General features: G+C 67.3%; 16 protein-coding genes. 6 read left to right on the top strand and 10 right to left on the bottom strand.

Annotated features, from left to right (window positions below; all coding sequences use genetic code 11):
- Nucleotides 1-202 precede the first annotated feature (202 nt).
- Entirely contained in the window at nt 203-709 is a 507-nt protein-coding gene (locus GO986_RS04915) for a hypothetical protein (protein ID WP_157458142.1), read from the bottom strand.
- Between the two features lie 131 nt (nt 710-840).
- Here GO986_RS04915 and GO986_RS04910 point away from each other — a divergent pair, with 131 nt between their 5' ends.
- Nucleotides 841-2,001, top strand: a complete 1,161-nt coding sequence (locus GO986_RS04910; protein ID WP_157458141.1) for an MFS transporter — start codon at nt 841-843, stop codon at nt 1,999-2,001.
- 263 nt (nt 2,002-2,264) lie between these two features.
- Here the strand turns inward: GO986_RS04910 and GO986_RS04905 are convergent, their stop codons facing one another.
- Nucleotides 2,265-3,296, bottom strand: coding sequence for an LLM class flavin-dependent oxidoreductase (locus GO986_RS04905; RefSeq protein WP_157458140.1), 1,032 nt, complete (start codon nt 3,294-3,296; stop codon nt 2,265-2,267).
- A 452-nt stretch (nt 3,297-3,748) separates the two neighbouring features.
- Here GO986_RS04905 and GO986_RS04900 point away from each other — a divergent pair, with 452 nt between their 5' ends.
- From GO986_RS04900 to cpdB, 5 genes are all read left to right on the top strand, one after another.
- The gene (locus tag GO986_RS04900) at nt 3,749-4,063 is read left to right on the top strand and encodes a hypothetical protein (RefSeq protein WP_157458139.1); all 315 of its coding nucleotides are present in this window, start codon (nt 3,749-3,751) and stop codon (nt 4,061-4,063) included.
- A 105-nt stretch (nt 4,064-4,168) separates the two neighbouring features.
- On the top strand, nt 4,169-5,398 hold the full coding sequence (gene glcF, locus GO986_RS04895) for a glycolate oxidase subunit GlcF (RefSeq protein WP_439648701.1): 1,230 nt from the start codon (nt 4,169-4,171) through the stop codon (nt 5,396-5,398).
- Nucleotides 5,395-6,777, top strand: a complete 1,383-nt coding sequence (locus GO986_RS04890) for an FAD-binding oxidoreductase (RefSeq protein WP_369409161.1) — start codon at nt 5,395-5,397, stop codon at nt 6,775-6,777. Before glcF ends, GO986_RS04890 begins: the two co-directional genes overlap by 4 nt.
- Before the next feature lie 69 nt (nt 6,778-6,846).
- On the top strand, nt 6,847-7,494 hold the full coding sequence (locus GO986_RS04885) for an FAD-binding oxidoreductase (protein WP_369409160.1): 648 nt from the start codon (nt 6,847-6,849) through the stop codon (nt 7,492-7,494).
- A 318-nt stretch (nt 7,495-7,812) separates the two neighbouring features.
- Nucleotides 7,813-9,738, top strand: coding sequence for a 2',3'-cyclic-nucleotide 2'-phosphodiesterase (cpdB, locus tag GO986_RS04880; protein WP_198170411.1), 1,926 nt, complete (start codon nt 7,813-7,815; stop codon nt 9,736-9,738).
- Nucleotides 9,739-9,795: 57 nt separating this feature from the next.
- Here cpdB and GO986_RS04875 read toward each other — a convergent pair whose 3' ends face one another.
- The 8 genes from GO986_RS04875 to GO986_RS04840 all read right to left on the bottom strand — a co-directional run bounded on the left by GO986_RS04875 (nt 9,796) and on the right by GO986_RS04840 (nt 18,169).
- Complete coding sequence (locus GO986_RS04875) at nt 9,796-10,302, bottom strand: hypothetical protein (protein WP_157458135.1); 507 nt, start codon at nt 10,300-10,302, stop codon at nt 9,796-9,798.
- 81 nt (nt 10,303-10,383) lie between these two features.
- On the bottom strand, nt 10,384-11,448 hold the full coding sequence (gene ftsZ / locus GO986_RS04870; protein ID WP_157458211.1) for a cell division protein FtsZ: 1,065 nt from the start codon (nt 11,446-11,448) through the stop codon (nt 10,384-10,386).
- Nucleotides 11,449-11,581: 133 nt separating this feature from the next.
- Nucleotides 11,582-12,910: a cell division protein FtsA gene (gene ftsA, locus GO986_RS04865; RefSeq protein WP_157458134.1), complete on the bottom strand. Its 1,329-nt coding sequence runs from the start codon at nt 12,908-12,910 to the stop codon at nt 11,582-11,584.
- Nucleotides 12,907-13,599: a cell division protein FtsQ/DivIB gene (locus GO986_RS04860; RefSeq protein WP_369409159.1), complete on the bottom strand. Its 693-nt coding sequence runs from the start codon at nt 13,597-13,599 to the stop codon at nt 12,907-12,909. Before GO986_RS04860 ends, ftsA begins: the two co-directional genes overlap by 4 nt.
- A 62-nt stretch (nt 13,600-13,661) precedes the next feature.
- On the bottom strand, nt 13,662-14,546 hold the full coding sequence (locus GO986_RS04855; RefSeq protein ID WP_369409158.1) for a UDP-N-acetylmuramate dehydrogenase: 885 nt from the start codon (nt 14,544-14,546) through the stop codon (nt 13,662-13,664).
- Nucleotides 14,543-15,892 carry a UDP-N-acetylmuramate--L-alanine ligase gene (gene murC, locus GO986_RS04850; RefSeq protein WP_232337445.1) on the bottom strand — a complete coding sequence of 450 codons (1,350 nt, stop codon included), beginning with the start codon at nt 15,890-15,892 and terminating at the stop codon, nt 14,543-14,545. Before murC ends, GO986_RS04855 begins: the two co-directional genes overlap by 4 nt.
- 100 nt (nt 15,893-15,992) lie before the next feature.
- Entirely contained in the window at nt 15,993-17,126 is a 1,134-nt protein-coding gene (gene murG, locus GO986_RS04845) for an undecaprenyldiphospho-muramoylpentapeptide beta-N-acetylglucosaminyltransferase (protein WP_157458130.1), read from the bottom strand.
- Nucleotides 17,127-17,398: 272 nt separating this feature from the next.
- Entirely contained in the window at nt 17,399-18,169 is a 771-nt protein-coding gene (locus GO986_RS04840) for an AIM24 family protein (RefSeq protein ID WP_157458129.1), read from the bottom strand.
- Nucleotides 18,170-18,176: the final 7 nt, after the last annotated feature.

The following is an 18,176-nucleotide window of genomic DNA, read 5'->3' as shown; positions in this document are numbered from 1 at the left end:
AAAGACGATTGAAGTCGAGCGTGCTTAAGAAGTAAGACAGCAGGGCGAATGGGTGCCGAGTAGCTCTCCAGTCACCCAAGGAACTAGGCCGGCGACCTGCCAACCTATCTGCGACCCAGACTGAAACCGCTTCAAAAATTTTTCACTTAGAAAAGCCGTCCAGCAGGCCTTCTGACTTCGGCTCACTTCCCGAACTCTGTCCTCAGTCCACTTGCGGGAAGCGGCGCTCGAACACCAGACCGCGCGGTGTGTCGGCCAGCAGCACCGGCACCAGCAGCGGTACGCCTTGGAGTTCCAGGCGGGCGCGGGCAGGACCGTTGGTGCGCTCCACAGCGGCGGCCACGGCGCGCACCTGCCAGCCGAGATGTTCGGCGCTCAGCAGGGCCTGCAATTCGGTGTGAGCGTCGCTCAGCTCGGCCGTGACCAGGGCGGCGGTGGGTACGCCGCGTATGTCCTGAAGTGGAGGGACGTCGTGCAGGCCGCGTACCGGGTCAAAGTGCACCAGGTAAGTCCCGCGCAGCGACGAAGCGGCCTGGGCCAGCGCCTCGGCGCCGGGCAGCGCCACCAGAATGTCCACGTCGGGCAGCCGCGCGCTGAAGTATTCCGCTACCGCCTGCACCGCCGCGCCCGGCAGGTCCAGCAGCCGCGCCCGCATATCCTCCGCGCTGGGCAGGACACTGGCGATGGCGTTGCGGAAGACATCGGGCATGGCCAGAGTTTAATGAATCCCCTCTTCCACAACTGTCACATTCCTGTGACAAAACGCCTGATGCCTAGATGAACGACTGGGGCGCAGCATAGGCCAGATGTCCTGGGCTTCCCAGGAGTACCCTGGCGGCGATGCAGGCCACCCTTCCCGCCGCCCGGCACGCCGCCGCCATCGCGCTGGCAGTGACCGCCGGGCACTTTATCAATGACGCTTACGGCGCCATGCTGACGCCCCTGACGCCCGCTCTGCAAGCCAAATACGGCGTGAGCATCGCTGCCGTGACCTTTCTGTCCAGCGTGTATTCGCTGACCAGCTCGGTGTTGCAGCCGCTGCTGGGCATTCTGGGTGAGCGCCTGGACCGCCGCTACGCCGCCGCCCTGGGACCGCTGATGACTGGGCTGGGCCTGACCCTGATGGGCTTTATGCCGTGGTTTGGGGCCCTGGTGCTGCTGGTGGCGGTGGCCGGATTTGGCAGCGGCTTTTTTCATCCGGCGGGCGCGGCGTATGTGGCGCAGCACAGCCCCCCAGACAAACGCGGTCTGTGGGCCAGCCTGTTCAGTGCGGGCGGCACCGCCGGCATGGCCCTGGGGCCGGTCTTTGCCGGGGTGGGCCTGACCCACCTGCCCTGGTTTGCCCTGATTGGGGCGGCGGTGGCGGCCCTGACTTTTGCGGTGACGCCCGCGGGCGTCCAGAAGGCCCGGCGCGTGTCGCTGGCCGAGTACGCCGGCATCTTCCGGGGGCCGCTGGCGTGGCTCTGGGGCATGGCGGTGCTGCGCTCCCTGGCCAGCATGGGCTACAACGCCATGCTGCCGTTCATGCTGCTGGAACGTGGCTACGGCGCGCGTGAGGTGGGCCTGACCCTGGCCACCTTCGCCGTGGCCAGTGCCGTGGGCGGCATTGTCGGCGGGCGCCTGAGTGACCGGCACGGACGGGTGCCTGTTCTGCGCGGCGCCATCATCAGCACCATTCCGCTGTTTGCGCTGCTGATTCTGTCCAGCCCAGCCAACTGGTGGTTCTATCCCCTGACCTTCGTGGTGGGCGCGGCGGTCAATGCCAGCATTCCGGTGGGCGTGGTGGCCGCGCAGGAATATGCACCCGGCCACGTGGCCGTGGCCAGCTCGGTCATGATGGGGTTTTCCTGGGGGTTTGCCGGGCTGCTGCTGTTTCTGGTGGGCGCCCTGGCCGATGTCACGGCGCCCACCACAGCGGCGCTGGTCAGCCTGGCCCTGCTGATTCCGAGCGCCCTGATTGCAGCCCGCCTACCCGAGCCCGCCAGAGGAGAGTTGCGTTAGGGCGAGGGACGCAGAGACGGATTCCCGGCGTTTCGCCATTCTCTCGGGGCTGTTCCAGGGGATTGGCGAAATGTCCGTCATTCCGCTGTCGTGCCTCCTAGCTTCGCTCTTCCGCGCCGCTGTCAGCGTGCCAATGAAGGGGCTGGTGTGTTTCAGTCATCCTCCGCTGTTTGAGGAAGAGGCTAGGGACTGGGACGAGTTCATGGACACTGCGGCAGAACCTTGCGCGGCTGTGCCCCGCTGCTCGCCTCCTGGTCTGCTCTTCAGGCAGGCTGCTGCTGGGCGGTCTGCACGGCCTCCATGACCAGTCCCAGGGCGCGGCGGCGCAGGGCTGGGTCTGGAATATTCATGGTCAGCATCAGTTCGTCGGCAGCCGTGCCCTCGGCCAGGGCCAGCAGGCGCGTGGCCACCGCCGCCGGGTCGCCGATGATGGTGCGGCGGCGCAGGCCGTCGGCCACCGCCCACTCCTGCGGCGTGTAGGGGTAAGCCTGGGCTTCCTCCACCGTGGGAAACGGGGCGATTTCGCCGCGCGTCAGGCGCAGGAACATCAGGCCCAGGGGCAAGCTCAGCTCCTCGGCTTCGGCGGTGGTGGGCGCGCAGATCACGCCGGCCGCCACCAGCACGCGCGGCGCGGCAAAGGCCGCTGAAGGGACAAACGACGCGCGGTACAGGTCGGCCGCCGCGCGGGCCTGCGCCGTGTCAGGGTTGATGTGCCAGGCAAACGCCAGCCCCTGCCCGGTCTGGGCCGCCACCCGCGCGCCGTACCCGCTGCTGCTCAGCAGCCACAGCGGCGGAAACAGCCCCTCGCCCGCCGGGGCCGCCACTGTGCCCGCAAACGGGTGCCCAGCCGGATAGGTGCCTGTTCCGAACGCCAGCAGTTCGGCCAGTTGCCGCTCAAAGGGTTCCTCGGCATTGGCGCCGCGCAGGGCGCGCGCGGTGCGGCCATCGGTCCCTGGGGCGCGGCCCAGGCCCAGGTCCACCCGGCCGGGGGCCAGGGCCGAGAGCAGCCGGTAGCCTTCTGCCACCACCAGGGGCGCGTGATTGGGCAGCATCACGCCGCCCGAGCCCAGGCGAATGGTTGTCGTGCGCTGCGAGGCAGCGGCCAGTACCGCCAGCGGCACGCTGGACGCCAGTGCCGCCATGTTGTGGTGTTCGGCCACCCAGTAGCGCAGGTAACCCAGCCGCTCGGCCTCCTGGACCAGCGTCAGGGCGTCCTCAAGCGCCTGAGCCGCCGAGGTTCCTGAAGGCACCGGCACCAGATCAAGCACAGACAGAGGCAGGGGAGAAGAGGTCATGAGGCCGAGTGTGCGCCGCAGGGCCGCAGGAAATGGCGCGTCTGGTTACGGTCAGAGGGGACTGCGACTGAAGGCAGACGATGGGCGAGGCGGCGCTAGACCCTGAACAAGCCGGGCGACGTGGCTAGGCGTTTAGTTCGGCGGCGCTTCGCCTGCGCCAGAACGCGGATACTATGAGCAGGCAGCTTGACCCTGCTGATTGCCATTGCGGGCGCCTCTGGGTCGAGAAAAACCACCCTGCTGCCTCTTCGGAAGTCATTGGTTCCCGAGGTGCCGTGGCACGACTTCGATGAACGCTGGGTGGCGGGCGGCAAACGGGAGCGCCAGGCACTGACGGGGAGCTGGCTTAAGACCGCGGTGCAGAGTGGCCGGTCCTTCGGCCTCCTGGGCCGTGCTCACTGGGCGAGATTCTGGCGGCGTCCAGTGCCGCCGCCTTCACGCGGATTCATCACTTGCTGCTGGACGTGGTCGACCCCGAGCGGATGCGCCGTCTGCGGGCGCGGGGCGACGCCCAAGCTACGCAGGAGACCTTGAATTGGGGGGCCTGGCTGCGGTTGCATCGGACGTTTGCCGACTGGCGGCTCGACGTTCTGATGCAAGGCGGCTGGGACGGGATGCGCTGGGAGCAGTGGCAGACAGGTCCTCAAGCTCTCTGGCCGGGGCAAATGCTGGAAACCATCCACCACACCCCGGCGCAGACTGCGCAGGCCGTGCTGAGCTGGCTAGGAGATAAGAACAGGCCCGGTTCAGCCTCCCGGCACACCTAGCCGTCTTCTCCGCCGCCCCGCCCCGCCCCCTATCCTGGGGCGCATGAGGGCCGCCGCTTGAACAACGAGATTCCTGTGGCTGCTCTGGGCGGGCAGGGCGAGGTCATGGCGCACGCGGTAGACGCCTGTGTTCACTGCGGGTTTTGCCTGCCGGCCTGTCCCACCTACACACTGCTGGGCGACGAGATGGACAGCCCACGGGGCCGCATCGTCCTGATGAAAGAAGTGCTGGAAGGCACGCTGCCGCTGGCCGACGCCGCGCCGCATCTGGACCGCTGTCTGGGGTGCCAGGGCTGCGTGACCGCCTGCCCCAGTGGCGTGCCCTACGGCGAACTCATCACGGCCTTTCGCGGCTGGAGTGAGCCACAGCGGCAGCGGAGCGCCCTTGACCGGGGCAAACGCTGGGCGATTCTCAGGGCGCTCCCCGCGCCCAGACTGTTCAGTCTGGCCGCGCGGGTGGGGCAGTTTGCCAAGCCGCTGGCGCCTGCGCTGCCAGCGGCCCTGCGCGCGCCCCTGGACCTGCTCCCTGAAAGTGTGCCTGCCCTGCACCCCAGTCCGAAGGTCACGCGGTCCAGGGGCCAGCAGCGCGGCCGGGTGGCCTTTCTCGTGGGCTGCGCGCAGCAGGCGCTGGCCCCCAACTTTAATGCGGCGACCCTGCGCGTGCTGGCCCAGAACGGCATTGAGGTCGTGGTGCCAGACGGCCAGGGGTGCTGCGGCGCGGCGGCGCTGCACACGGGCGCGCGTGCGGAGGCCCTGAGCCTGATCCGGGCCAACCTCGCGGCCTTTGACCCCGGCGAATACGACGCCATTCTGTCCAATGCCGCCGGGTGCGGGGCGGGCCTCAAGGAATACCCGGCGGTCCTGCACGGCGAGCCGGATGAGCCCCAGGCGCGCGCCTTTGCCGCCAAGGTGATGGATGTGAGTGAATATCTGTTTCAGCTGCTGCAAGCGGGTGACCTGGCCCCACCGTTGCCGGCCTCACGGCCCTTGCAGGTGGCTTACCACGACGCCTGCCACCTCGCCCACGCCCAGGGGGTGCGGGCCGCGCCGCGCGCGCTGCTGCGGTTCATTCCGGGTGTCAGTGTGCTGGAAGTTCCTGAAGGTGACCTCTGCTGCGGCAGCGCCGGAACCTACAACTTGGAACAGCCGGAGCTGGCCAGCCAACTGGGCGCCCGCAAGGCGAACCATATTCTCTCTGTTCAGCCGGACCTGATTGCGTCGGGCAACATCGGCTGCCACACCCAGATTCAGAGCCATGTTCGCCGCGCACGCAGCCGCGTGCCGGTGATGCATACGGTCGAAGTGCTCGACCTGGCCTACCGGGGGGAGCTGTGAGAGACAGTGGCAAACGAGCAAACACCACTGCCCACTCACCGCTCACCACGGACCTCCTGCGCCGCCTCGCTCCCCGTCAAGTCCTGACCTCTCTGGCCGAGCGGCGTAACTACCGCTACGACGCGATTCAGTTTGGTGAGACGCCGCTGGCCGTCGTTCTGCCCGAAAGCACGGCGGATGTGGTGGTGGCCGTCAAGGCCGCGCGCGCGGCGGGGGTGCCCATCGTAGGGCGCGGCGCGGCCAGTGGCCTGTCGGGCGGGGCGGCGCCGCTGCGCGAGTCGCTGGTGATCTCGTTCACCCGCATGACCGGCCTGCGCCTTGACCCAGTGCGCCGCGAAGCCCACGCGCAGGCCGGCGTGGTGACCCTGGCGGTCAGCGACGCCGCGCGGCCCCACGGCCTGATCTACCCGCCCGACCCTGCGTCTTTCCGGACCAGCACCATCGGCGGCAACCTCGCCGAGAACGCGGGCGGCCCCATGTGCTTCAAGTACGGCGTGAGTGGCGACTATGTCAAAGGACTGGAGGTGGTGGACGCGCACGGCGAGGTGCACACGCTGACCCGTGACGCCTACGATCTGGCGGGCCTCCTGATCGGTTCTGAGGGGACGCTGGGCCTGATGACCGAGGCGGCGCTGCGCCTGTTGCCGCCGCCCCGCTTCACCCGCACCCTGATGGCGCATTTCCCTGAGGTCGGTGCCTGCGCCGAGGCCGTCAGCCAGGCCATTGCGGCGGGCGCGGTGCCCAGCAAACTGGAATTTATGGACCGGGCCTGCACGAACGCCGTGGAAGACTATCTCGTCCTGGGGCTGCCGCGCGGGGCCGAGGCCGTGCTTTTGGTGGATACCGACGGCGACGACCTGGAAACGGTGGAGGAGGAGAGGGCGCTGGTCGAGCAGGCCTGTGTGGCGGCGGGCGGCACCGTGCGCCGGGCCGGAACCGACGCGGAGGCCGCTGCCCTGTGGCAGGCCCGCCGCAGCGTGTCCCCGGCGCTGGGCCGCATTCGCCCGCAGCGCATGAACGAGGACATCGCCGTGCCTCGCTCGGCCCTGCCGGAAGTGGTCCGTGAAATCCGGGTGCTGGGCGACGCCAGCCCCTTTCCGGTGGTGCAATTTGGGCACATTGGCGACGGCAACCTGCACCCCAACATCCTCTTTGACCCGCGCCAGGACGACGCGGAGGCCGTGCATCATCTGGCCCACCAGATTGCCCTGGTGGCTCTGCGGCACGGGGGCGTGCTGAGCGGTGAACACGGCATCGGCTCCATGAAACGCGACTTTATGACCGACGCCCTGGACCCCGTGACGCTGGATGTGCTGCGCGACGTGAAACGCACACTGGACCCGGCCGACCTCCTGAATCCCGGCAAGGTGCTGCCGTGAGGGCCCGCAGGGTGACAGGCGCGAAGTCACGGCTCCGCTTTTCCGGCCACCCGGCACCGGAGGCGCCCTGTGCCCATTCTTGATCTGTCGCCGGGCGACCAGACCGTGACGGTCAGCGGGGACACACTGCTGCTGGAGGTATACGCGGCGCTGCCGGCTGGCCTGTTCCCCCCGTTTCCACCGGCCGAACTGCCCGGTGGCGTGGGCGGGCTGGTCACGCGCGGCGGCTTTGGGCAGACCTTCTTTTTCGCGGCCGATGTGCTGGGCGTGACCTTCCGGGCGCCCAGTGGCCGGGTCGTGCGCGCGGGGGGCCGCACCGTCAAAAATGTGCAGGGCTACGACCTCACCCGCCCCTTTGTGGGCAGTTTCGGCCTGCTGGGCGAAGCGCTGGAAGTTACTCTGCGGCTGCGCCCTGGGCGGGCCGCGGCACATATTGTTCATCCTGGTCCCCTAGCGCCCACCGGGGCGAGGTTTACCTGGCAGGCGCCGGACGGCATCCACAGCCTGCACTTTGGGCATGCGGGTGAGGTTGAGGCGGTGACAGCCCTGCCCGGCGCCCAGCCCGTCACCGCCCCGCCCGACTACACCGCCCTGTTTCCTGATGGGATGGGCGTGGGCGTGGGGGGGCCGCTGCGCGACGGGCGGTGTGGCTGGGTCAATGGAGGAAGAGCCCCCGAGCCGCCAGCGCTGTTCCGTGCCCTGGCCGCCCGGCTGTAGCGGGATGGAGCCTGTCAGCTTCAGCGGAAGGTGAGGGCCTGTCCGAAGAGGGCGCTGGGTGGCCGGCACCCTTCCAAGCTGCGGCCGGCTGCCTGAGACGGACTCGGATTGAACCGAGCAGAATGCCGGGTGGAATCCGAGCGGACTTAGAAAGCTGCGCCGCAGACTTGAAAAGCTCCGTAGGAGAGCGAGCAGGAACAGATGCGGATTTCGCGATATGGAAGCGCAGACAGTGCCTGTCTTTGCTGTGCTGCAATTCAGCGGAGTCCGCATGAGGACTGGCGGAAGCGCTTCACCCCAACTTGCATCCGGTTCAGTATGCTAAGGGGCGTGCGTAATCACCTCTTTCTGATGACGGCCCTGCTGCTGGGTGCAGCGGGCGCGCAGACCGTTGACCTGCGGCTGCTGGAAACCACCGACCTTCACACCAACGCGCTGGGCTACGACTACTACCAGGACAAGCCCACGGGCGAGTTCGGCCTGGAGTACACCGCCACGCTGGTGCAGAACGCCCGCAAGGAAAAGCGCAACACCATGCTCTTTGACAACGGCGACCTGATTCAGGGCAACCCCCTGGGTGACTACGTGGCCCGCGTGAATCCCCTGGCCGCAGGTCAGCGCCACCCCATCCACGCCGCAATGGCGGTGCTGGGTTACGACGCCGGCAACCTGGGCAACCACGAGTTCAACTACGGCCTGCCCTTTCTGGAAAACGTCCTGAAGGGCGCGCCCATGCCGTATGTCAGTGCCAACGTCTACCTCGAAGACGGCGACGGCAACCCCGACAACGACAAGAACGCCTTCACGCCCTACCTGATTCAGCGCAAGCTGGTGTACGACACCACTGGCCGCCCCTACTACATCAATGTGGGCATCCTGGGGCTGCTGCCGCCGCAGATTATGCAGTGGGACAAGAGCAACCTCGAAGGCAAGGTCACCACGCGCGACATGGTGGAAACGGCCCGCAAGTTCGTGCCCCAGATGAAAGCGCAGGGGGCCGACATCGTGGTGGCCATCGCCCACAGCGGCATCAGCGCTGATTATCAGCCAGGGCAGGAAAACGCGGCGGCCGAACTGACCAAGGTGCCTGGCCTAAACGTGGTGCTGTCCGGCCACAGCCACCAGGAGTTTCCTGGCCCGGTCTACAAGAGCATTCCCGGCGCCGACATCACCAAGGGCACCATCAACGGCAAGCCCGTGGTCATGGCCGGATTCTGGGGCAACGACCTCGGCATCGTGGACCTGAAGCTGAACTTTGACCGCAAGACCCAGCAGTGGACCGTGCAGGACGGCACCGCCGCCATCCGCCCCATCTGGGACAAGACCGCCAAGAAGAACCTGGTGACCCCCGACCCCCGCATTGCCGCCGCCGTCAAGGCCGCCCATGAAGGCACGCTGGCCTACGTGCGCGGCAAGGTGGCCGACCTGACAGCCCCCATCAACTCCTACTGGGCGCTGGTGCAGGATGATCCCAGCGTGCAGCTGGTCAGCAACGCCCAGACCGCCTACGTCAAGGCCGCCCTGAGCAGCACCCAGTACAAGGACCTGCCGGTGCTGTCGGCCGCCGCGCCCTTCAAGGCGGGCGGGCGCAGCGGCGTGAGCTACTACACCGACATTCCTGCCGGCACGCTGGCCATCAAGAACGTCGCCGACCTGTACGTCTACCCCAACACGGTGCAGGCTGTGGTCGTGACTGGCGCCCAGCTCAAGGAATGGCTGGAGCGCAGCGCCGGGCAGTTCAAGCAGATTGATCCCAGCAAGACCGAGCCGCAGGCGCTGGTGGACGAGGCCTTCCCCACCTACAACTTTGACGTGATTGACGGCGTCACCTACGAGATTGACGTGACCCAGCCCAGCCGCTACACCAGCCAGGGCCAGGTGGCGAACGCCGCTGCGGCCCGAATCAAGAACCTCCAGTATCAGGGCCAGCCCATTGACCCGGCCGCGCGGTTCGTCGTGGCAACCAACAACTACCGCGCCTCGGGCGGCGGGTCGTTCCCCGGCCTGAACGGCACGAACATCGTGCTGCAAGCCCCCGACGAAACCCGCGAGGCGCTCGTCAAGTACTTCAACGAGCAGAAGACCGTGAATCCCACGGCCGACGGCAACTGGAAACTGACGCCCATTCCCGGCGCGACCCTGCTGTATGTCAGCAGCCCCAACGCCCAGAAGTTCCTGCCCGCCGGCGCGCAGCTGCTGCGCACCCGTGAAGACGGCTTCGCGGAATACACCATCAAGTTCTAAAACAGGCCAAAAGTCAGTGCGCCGGATGTTTTTATCCGGCGCACTGCTTGTTTTTGCTTAGATAACTGATGAGGTGATGCTGAGCGGTTTCATTAAGCAACGGTTGAATCCGCTAGGTAATACAGACTCCGATTGAATCGTTTGCAAAAACGATGAAATCCGAGCGGAGCGAGAAGGAGAAAAACGGGTTCCGGACGTGGAGTTGGCAAATCGACGTTTTCCCGATTTGTCAATGAAACAAACGGAATCCGTATAAGCCCATTTGTCGAAAATCCGTTCGGCCCGTTGCGGTGGAACATGCACATGTTGATACCAGCGGCCCCAGTTGTCGTGGGGATAAACGCACAAGGCATCGAACACCGCCCCCACCAACCAGATGTATTCATGAGGCATCTCCGACCAGTGGACTGTTCCCCAGCAGTCGGAGAGTGCCTGAAGTTCTTGTGGGCCGTAGCCCAGCAGGGTATGCATGAGGTCGGCAGGGACGAAGTCACCACAAGCGAACGCTTGCAGCACCTCGCCAATGACCCGTTGTTCGGGATGCGTGAGGTCAACTTTCGCCATGAGATGGACGGCGCCACGGGTGCCCACAGTCTTTGACAAAAAAGCACCCCCGGAGAGGTGCCTCATCTTGTCTGCCTTTCCTCAGTCCCGGTCCACGTTCCGGAGGAAAGCGGGAATGTCGTAGTCCTTGGGGTCGTAGGCCGTGCCGCCGCGCACCGGCTTGACAATCGTGTCAATGACGCTGGAGCGCAGGCCCCCCGCCACCGTCACCGGCATGTCGTTGAAGCCCGTGGCGATCACAGTCACGCGCACCTCGTCGCCGGCCGCCTCGTCGGGGGTAATCCCGAACAGGATGTCGGGTTCCTCGAAGCCGGTGGCCTCGCGGATTTTCTCGACAATCTCGTTGGCGTCGGTCATGGACAGGTCGTAGCTGCCCGTCACATTGACCAGAATGCGGCGCGCCCCCTCGATGCCGCGTTCCAGCAGCGGGCTGTGGATGGCGCTCATGGCGGCCTCTTCCGCGACCTTCTCGCCGCGCCCGGCGCCGATGCCCATCAGGACCGTGCCGGAGTTGGCCAGCAGGTTGCGCACGTCGGCAAAGTCGAGGTTGATCATGCCTTCAACGTTAATCACGTCGCTGATGCCCTTGACGCCGTAATACAGCACGCGGTCAGCAATCAGGAAGGCCTCGCGGAACGACACCTTCTTGTCCACAGCGGTCAGCAACTTCTCGTTGTTGACCACGATCATGCCGTCCACGCGGTCGGCCAGTTTGCCAATGCCTTCTTCGGCCACGCGCAGGCGCTTGGGGCCTTCAAACTTGAACGGCCGGGTGACGATGGCGACCGTCAGAATGCCCATCTCGCGGGCGATCTCGGCCACCACAGGGGCGCTGCCGGTGCCGGTGCCGCCGCCCATGCCCGCCGTAATAAAGAGCATGTCGGTGCCGTCCAGGTATTCCTTGATGCGCTCGCGGTCTTCCAGGGCAGCCTTCTCGCCCACTTCGGGGTCGGCCCCGGCCCCCAGGCCGCGCGTCAGGCGGTCACCCAGCTGAATGCGGATCTCGGCGTGGCTCTTGGCCAGCACCTGCGCGTCCGTGTTGCCGGCGATAAACTCCACGCCTTCCAGTCCCGATTCAATCATGCGGTTCACGGCATTGTTGCCGGCCCCGCCCAAGCCAATCACGCGAATTCTGGCCGCTTGCATCATGTCTCCTTCCGGTCTGGCGCCGGGCCCACGGGGGGCACAGCCCAGAGGCACTGCCGCGCAGTGTAGCGCACCCGTCTGGCGGGGAAGTCAGGGCAGCGGGGGCCGCAGTCTGGCTGGCCCCCGCTCCGCTTTACATCCAATCTTTAAACCAGCCGCGCACCCGGTCGGCCAGGCTGGGGCCGACTTTGTCCTTGGGTTTGTCGGGTGTGGCCGCGACCGGCTCTGGGGTGGGGGCTGGGACCACCGGCACGTCAGGGGTGCTGGGGGCGGTTACCGCCGGGGCCATGTCGCCGTACACCAGATGCGGCACCTTGCCGTCCTCTCCAATGCCGTACAGCACGAGGCCCACGCTGCCGGCGTGGCCAGGGCCACTGACGATGTCGGTCAGGCCGCCAATACCGCGCGGGCGGCCCACCCGCACCGGTAGCCGGAAGCGGTCGCGCGCCAGTTCGGGCGCTCCACGCAGCAGCGCCGCGCCGCCCGTCAGGATGACGTTCTGGGCCACCAGCTCCACCGGCCCGAGGGTGTGGTCAATCTCGTCCCGAATCAGGCCGAAGATCTCAGCCAGACGCGGCTTGATGATGCGCGACAGTTCAAAGGCCGTGATGGCGTGGGTGCTGCCCGAGGACGTGGTGATTTCCAGGGTCAGGTCCTGGTCGGCCAGTTCCGGCAAGGCCGCGCCGTACCGCCGCTTGACGTTCTCGGCTTCCTCCATGGGAATCTTGAGAATCTGCGCCAAGTCGGCGGTGACGTGCTCGCCACCCAGCGGAATGCAGGCCGAGTGCGCCAGGTTGCCGCGCTTGAACACCGCCATGTCGGTGGTGCCGCCGCCCATGTCCACGACCACGACAGTCTGGGCCTGCTCGGCGGCTTCCAGGGTCGCCAGACCACTGGCCAGGGCGTGCAGGGCAAACCCCTCAACCCGCAGGCCAGCTTCCTGCACGCAGCGGCGCAGGTTCAGCAGTGGTCCGGCGGTGCCAGCCACGATATGCACGTCCACTTCCAGCCGAACACCGTGCATGCCGACCGGGTTTTTAATGCCTTCCTGGCCGTCCACCACGTATTCCTGAGGCAGCGTATGGATAATTTCTAGGTTCGGGTCCAGCGGCACGGCCCGCGCATTCTCGATGGCGCGGTCCACGTCAGGCTGGGCAATTTCTTGGTTGCGGCGAATGGCGGCCAGGCCGTGGCTGGTAATCGCCTTGGCGTGGTTGCCCGCCACCGAGACATACACGCTCTCGACCTTGACCCCGCTGACGCGCTCGGCGGCCTGCACCGACTGTTTGATGGCGTGGGTGGCGCGTTCCAGATTGACCACAGAGCCGCGCTTCATGCCCTCGCTGGGCACGGTGCCTTCACCGATGATGTCCACACTCCCGCCCGCAGCAACCTCGCCTATGACGGTCGTGATTTTCGTGGTGCCGATGTCCAGGCCCACAATGATGGTGTTGTCTTTCATTCCTGGACGCTCACCCCCCAGGGGTAAATCGAAATCTTGTGGTTTGGATACATGCTGATGCTCTCAGCATACTTCAGTAACGCTTGCACGTCGCCTGTCCACACGCGGCTGCTGGCCTCTTTTCCGGCCACCGTGAGGGTCAGGCCTGTCGGTGAATAAGCAACCGACTGCACATTGTAGCGGGACAGGGCGCGCAGCACCCGCAGCATTTCGGGCAGGCGGTCGGGGCCCCAGCCGCTGATCAGCGGGAGCTTCGCCGTATTCAGGGCGCCGGGCAGCACCGTGCCGTCGGCAGCGATGGCCACGACCACGCCGTCTAGGCGGCGCAGGCGGGCGTAGGCGGTGCGCTCGGTCAGCTGGATATGGACCGCGTCGGGAAAGGTGCGTGTGACCGTGGCCGATTGAACCCAGGGGCTGCCCAGCAGGCCACGTGCGCGCCAGGCGCCGTAATACAGCCAGCCAAAGTCAGGGCTCAGCCCGGCCAGGGTCTGCACCCGCGCGGGCGACAGGCGCACGTTGCCGTCAACCGTGACGGTGCGGATAGGCAGCCCAAACCAGAGCCCCAGCGCGGCTCCCACCAGAAGCAGGGTCAGGATGAGGCCCCACCAGCGGCGGCGCAGGCGGCGGCGAGCTGGTCGGGCTGGGGGGTCCGGGTCGGGGGCCACCGCTGGAAAGATCAGGTCAGGCACGAGCACAGCAGAGGCAGGTTCCTGCGGCTCAGGGCCGACCCGCCGGTTGCGCCCCGGCTGCGTCAAGGCTCAGCCTGCCCTGGCCACAGCTCGTATTCCAGTTCCAGGGGCACCTTCACGCGCGCCCGGACGGTGTCCAGCAGCGCGTGAACGTCTGCCGCCGTCGCCCCCCCCAGATTGACAATGAAGTTGGCGTGTTCCGGGGCAATCAGGGCGTTGCCGATGCGCGTTCCTTTCAGGCCTGCCTCGTCAATCAGTTGACCCGCGCTGACCCCGCCAGGGTTCTTGAAGGCGCAGCCCGGCGTTTTCATCTTGGGCTGCCCCCTGCGGGCCTGATCGGCAAAGTCCATCTTGGCCAGCACAGCGTCCGGCGTGCTGACCGTCAGGGCCAAGCGCACGCGGCTGACCACATGGTTCCGGGGAATCCCGCTCTGGCGGTAGCCCCAGGGCAAGTCGTCTGGCGTGACCTGCCGCGTGCCTTCAGGCGTGACCAGCTCGATGGTGTGCAGGCCGTCAAACATCTCGCCGTACCGGGTGCCGGCGTTCATCCACACGGCCCCGCCCACCTGCGCCGGAATACCCACCGTGCCTTCCAGGCCGCTCAGGCCCAGTTTCTGCAGCTGCCGCACCAGGCCTGGCAGGGGGACGCCGCCGCCCACCCAGCCAGTGACGACGCGCGCCGGGGTGCTGAGCAAGGGGTCGGGCGTCAGGTCACGTTCGGCCAGGGGGCCGGAGAGACGCAGCACGCGCTCGGGCACCCCGGCGTCCGCAATGACCAGATTGCTGCCGCCGCCCAGAATTCGGTAGGGGCGCTCCATGGCCTCGGCCAGGGCGTCATGAGAAGTCACGAACCAGACCTCGGCCTCGCCGCCCACGCCCAGGGTGGTAAACCGCGAGAGCGGCAGCCTTTCAACCCGCGTGCCGCTGCGGCTGACTGCGGCGGTCACGCCGCGCCGCCCACGAGGTCGCGCGCCAGGGTCCATACATCCCCCGCGCCCATCGTGACGATCACGTCTTCGCGGCTGGCTGTCTCGCGCAGCACGCGCAGCACCTCGGCGCGGTCAGGCAGGTAGCGCACGCCCGCGTGGCCGTTGTCGGCCATTCGCCCAGAAATCAGGGTGGCGTGAATACCGGGAATGGGCGCCTCACTGGCGGCGGCAATATCCAGCAGCAGCACCTCGTCGGCGTCCATCAGGGCGTCGGCCAGGCGGGGCCAGGACTGCTGGGTGCGCAGGTAACGGTGCGGCTGAAAGACCACCCGCACCCGCCGCCCGGTCTGCCGCGCGGCCTGCACGGCGGCGGCGACCTTGGTGGCGTTGTGGGCGTAGTCATCAATCACCAGGGCGCCGTTCAGTTCGCCGATGCGCTGCCAGCGCCGCCCAGGCCCCCGGAAGTCAGCCAGCGCGGCGGCCGCCAGCGCCAGGTCGCCGCCGTGCAGATGCACGACCGCCAGCGCAGCCAGCGCGTTCAGGACGTTGTGGGTGCCGGGCAGGGCCACGCGCGCGTTCACCAGCGGCTGCCCCCGGTAGACCACCGCAAAACTGGTGCCCTCGGCGTCGGGTTGCAGCCCTTCGGCGCGGTAGTCGGCGCCCTCGGCCTGGCCGTAGCTGAGCTGCTCGCGGGCACCGCTGCACAGGGCGTCCAGACCAGGCCAGTCGGCGCACAGCAGCACGCGGCCCGACTGCGCCACAAAGCGCGCAAAGGCCGCGTGCTGCTCTTCTACAGTTTCCCAGTAAGTGGCCTGGGAGCCGCCCACATGGTCGTCCTCGGCGTTGGTAAACACGGCGGTGCCTGCGCCCAGCGCGGCAAAGCCCTTGTCGGACTCGTCTACCTCGGCCACGAACGGGCCGCGCCCCAGCCGGGCGTTGCTGCCGAACTCCGGCACGATGCCGCCCACGAACGCAGAGGGGTCCAGGCCGGCCCCGGTCAGGGCCACGGCGATCATGCTGGTCGTGGTGGTCTTGCCGTGTGTGCCGATCACCCCCACACTGGGCCCGGTGCGCAAAAGGTCGTCCAGCAGCGCCATGCGCGGGCGCACCGCCACGCCAGCGGCGCGCGCGGCCAGCAGTTCCGGGTGGGTTTTGGGTACGGCTTCCGAAGCCACCAGGATGTCCACGGGGCCGTAAGGGGCGTCCGTGATGTGGGCGGCGGCGTGTCCGGCCGCGACCGGCACGCCCTCGGCGCCCAGCCGGGCCGTCAGGTCGGTAACAGCCTCGTCGCAGCCGCTGACGCGGTGGCCCTGCGCCGCGAGCAGGCGGGCAAAGGCACTCATGCCGATGCCGCCGATGCCCATCAGGTGGTAGTGGAGGGAAGGGGAGGCCGCTTGAAACGCCTCGGCGGGGCCGGGCGGGGGGATGGGAAGAGCGTGGTCAGTCATGGGAGGGGAGGGGCCCTTAACGCAGGTGCCGTTCGATCAGGGACGCAAACTGCCCCGCTGCGCCCGGCTGGGCACGCTGGCGGGCCGCTCCACTCATGGAGGCGCGCGTCCCCGCTGAGGCACACTCTAACACCGCCTGTCCCAGGGTTTCTGGCACGCTCTTTTGCTCGACCACGCGCCCGGCTCCAGCCGTCTGCACGGCCAGGGCGTTGTGGTACTGGTGATTTTCTGAGGACTCGGGCAGCGGCACCATCACCAGCGGCACCCCGTGAAAGGCGGCCTCGGCCAGGGTGCTGGTGCCCGCGCGGGTAATGGCCAGGTCGGCCACCGACCACGCGGCCACGGCGTCCACGTAGCCGGCGGCCTTGTACCAGTCTAGGCCCCGGACACGCGGCCCGACCTCCGAGAGCCAGCGCGGCCCGGTGGAATGCAGCACCTGTACGGCGCGTCCTCTCTGGCCAGTGAAATCCAGGTTGACCAGGCCGCCCCCCGTGTCTTCGGGCAGCAGTCCCTCCTGTCCCAGGATGTTCTGCAGGGTGTCCGGCACGCTGTTGTTTAAGAACAGCGACCCCTGCGACCCGCCCATGATGAACAGGGTCAGGGGGCCGTCTTGCAGCCCCAGGCGCGAAAGGGCCTCGGCGCGGGGCAGACGCTCTTCGCGCACTGGCATGCCGACCAGGGTGGCGCGGGCGGGGTCCAGGCCCAGCACGCGCTCGTACACGGTGCCCACCGCGCGGGCGCGGCCCACGGCGAGGCGCTGGGTCAGGCCCAGACGGGCGTTCTGCTCGTGCAGCACGGTGGGCAGCCCCAGACTCTGGGCGGCCAGCACGCCGGGCAGGCTGGCAAAACCGCCAAACCCCACCACCGCGCTGGGCCGCAGCCGGGCCAGCACCATCCTGGCCTGCAAGACCCCCTGCCCGGCGCGCAGCAGTTCGCGGGGGTCAGGGCGGCCCTGCCCGCTGCGCGCCAGTTTGCCGGCGTCCACGCCTTCAAAGGCCAGCCCCTGTTCGGCGGCCACCCGCTCTTCCATGCCGCCGCGCTGGCCCAGCAGCAACGTCTCGTGCCCGCGCGCCGCCAGGTCGCGCGCCGTGGCCACCGCCGGATAGATGTGTCCCCCGGTGCCTCCCGTTGCCAGTACAACCAAGCTCATTGGGGGCGAGTGTAGCGGTTGGGGAGTGGGAAGTGGGCAGTGGTGATACGGATTCCGTCTGTTTCGTTTGCAAATCGGAACAGGACCGATTTGCAAACTCCACGCCCGGAACCCGTTTTGCTCTTTCTCGCTCCGCTCGGATTGAATCGTTTGCAAGAACGATTCAATCGGAGTCAGTATGAGTGGAGAAAAGAGAGGGCGTGCCGTCCAGGCCACGCCCTCCATCCTTACGCTTTTTCTACTCCCTACTTCCTACTCCCCACTTCCTGACTTCAGTCGAACAGGTCCCCGATGGCGCCGCCCACGCCGCCACTGCTGTGGCCGCTGCCGCCGCCCAGGCCCTGCTCGAACTCTTCATAAGGCTGCACGACCACGAAGCCGTCGCCCTGAAAGACCATCTGGTAGGTCTCGCCGCCGCCCCGACCAAACATGCTGCGCAGACTGGCGTCCATCCGCAGCTGGGGCTGCAGGTTGCCGCTCCAGGCAATCGTGGCGTTGGGGTCAGTAAAAATCGGTTCCTGATGGGTCACGCGCAGGGTCAGCGGCTTGCCGTGCGAGAGGATGGCCACCATGCCGTGCCCCTGCACGCGCACGCTAAAGAGGCCGCCTGCCGCCATGCCCGCAATGCGGCGCTGCATGGTGATGTCGTACTGCACGCTATCTTCAAAGGCCAGCAGGTCGTTGCCGTTGACGTTCAGGCTGTCCCCTTGCAGGCGCAGAATCTGCACCTCTTTGCCCTGGTCGGCCAGGTAGGCCACGCCCCGGCCCTCGATTTTGGCCAGGGGGCTCATCTCCTGCGAGACGGCGCGCTTGAGGGCTTTCATCAGGCCGCCTTCCAGGGTGCCCTCGCGCTTGAAGCTGAGGTTGCCCTTGTAGGCCACCATAGCCCCCAGCTTGCTCCAGATACGGCCATTGACCTTGACCTCCAGCATCTTGCTGGATTCCAGTTCAAAGACGTCGCCGGGGTTGTCCCGCTCGGCGGTCTGGGCCAGAAAGTCACGGAGGCTGTAGGTGCCGTCGCCGCCCGGATGCATGTTGGTCATACCGCCA

This window comes from Deinococcus arboris, from assembly GCF_009755355.1.
In the GTDB taxonomy this organism is placed as follows: Bacteria; Deinococcota; Deinococci; order Deinococcales; family Deinococcaceae; genus Deinococcus; species Deinococcus betulae.
Note: the sequence above shows the minus strand (reverse complement) of the source record. Positions and strands in the feature narration are given on the sequence as shown.

Coding starts and splice junctions, on each gene's coding strand:
- GO986_RS04915 (WP_157458142.1), bottom strand. CDS start 709: ATGCCCGATGTCTTCCGCAACGCCATCGCCAGTGTCCTGCCCAGCGCG.
- GO986_RS04910 (WP_157458141.1), top strand. CDS start 841: ATGCAGGCCACCCTTCCCGCCGCCCGGCACGCCGCCGCCATCGCGCTG.
- GO986_RS04905 (WP_157458140.1), bottom strand. CDS start 3,296: ATGACCTCTTCTCCCCTGCCTCTGTCTGTGCTTGATCTGGTGCCGGTG.
- glcF (WP_439648701.1), top strand. CDS start 4,169: ATGGCGCACGCGGTAGACGCCTGTGTTCACTGCGGGTTTTGCCTGCCG.
- cpdB (WP_198170411.1), top strand. CDS start 7,813: ATGCTAAGGGGCGTGCGTAATCACCTCTTTCTGATGACGGCCCTGCTG.
- GO986_RS04875 (WP_157458135.1), bottom strand. CDS start 10,302: ATGGCGAAAGTTGACCTCACGCATCCCGAACAACGGGTCATTGGCGAG.
- ftsZ (WP_157458211.1), bottom strand. CDS start 11,448: ATGCAAGCGGCCAGAATTCGCGTGATTGGCTTGGGCGGGGCCGGCAAC.
- ftsA (WP_157458134.1), bottom strand. CDS start 12,910: ATGAAAGACAACACCATCATTGTGGGCCTGGACATCGGCACCACGAAA.
- murC (WP_232337445.1), bottom strand. CDS start 15,892: ATGGGCATCGGCGGCATCGGCATGAGTGCCTTTGCCCGCCTGCTCGCG.
- murG (WP_157458130.1), bottom strand. CDS start 17,126: ATGAGCTTGGTTGTACTGGCAACGGGAGGCACCGGGGGACACATCTAT.
- GO986_RS04840 (WP_157458129.1), bottom strand. CDS start 18,169: ATGACCAACATGCATCCGGGCGGCGACGGCACCTACAGCCTCCGTGAC.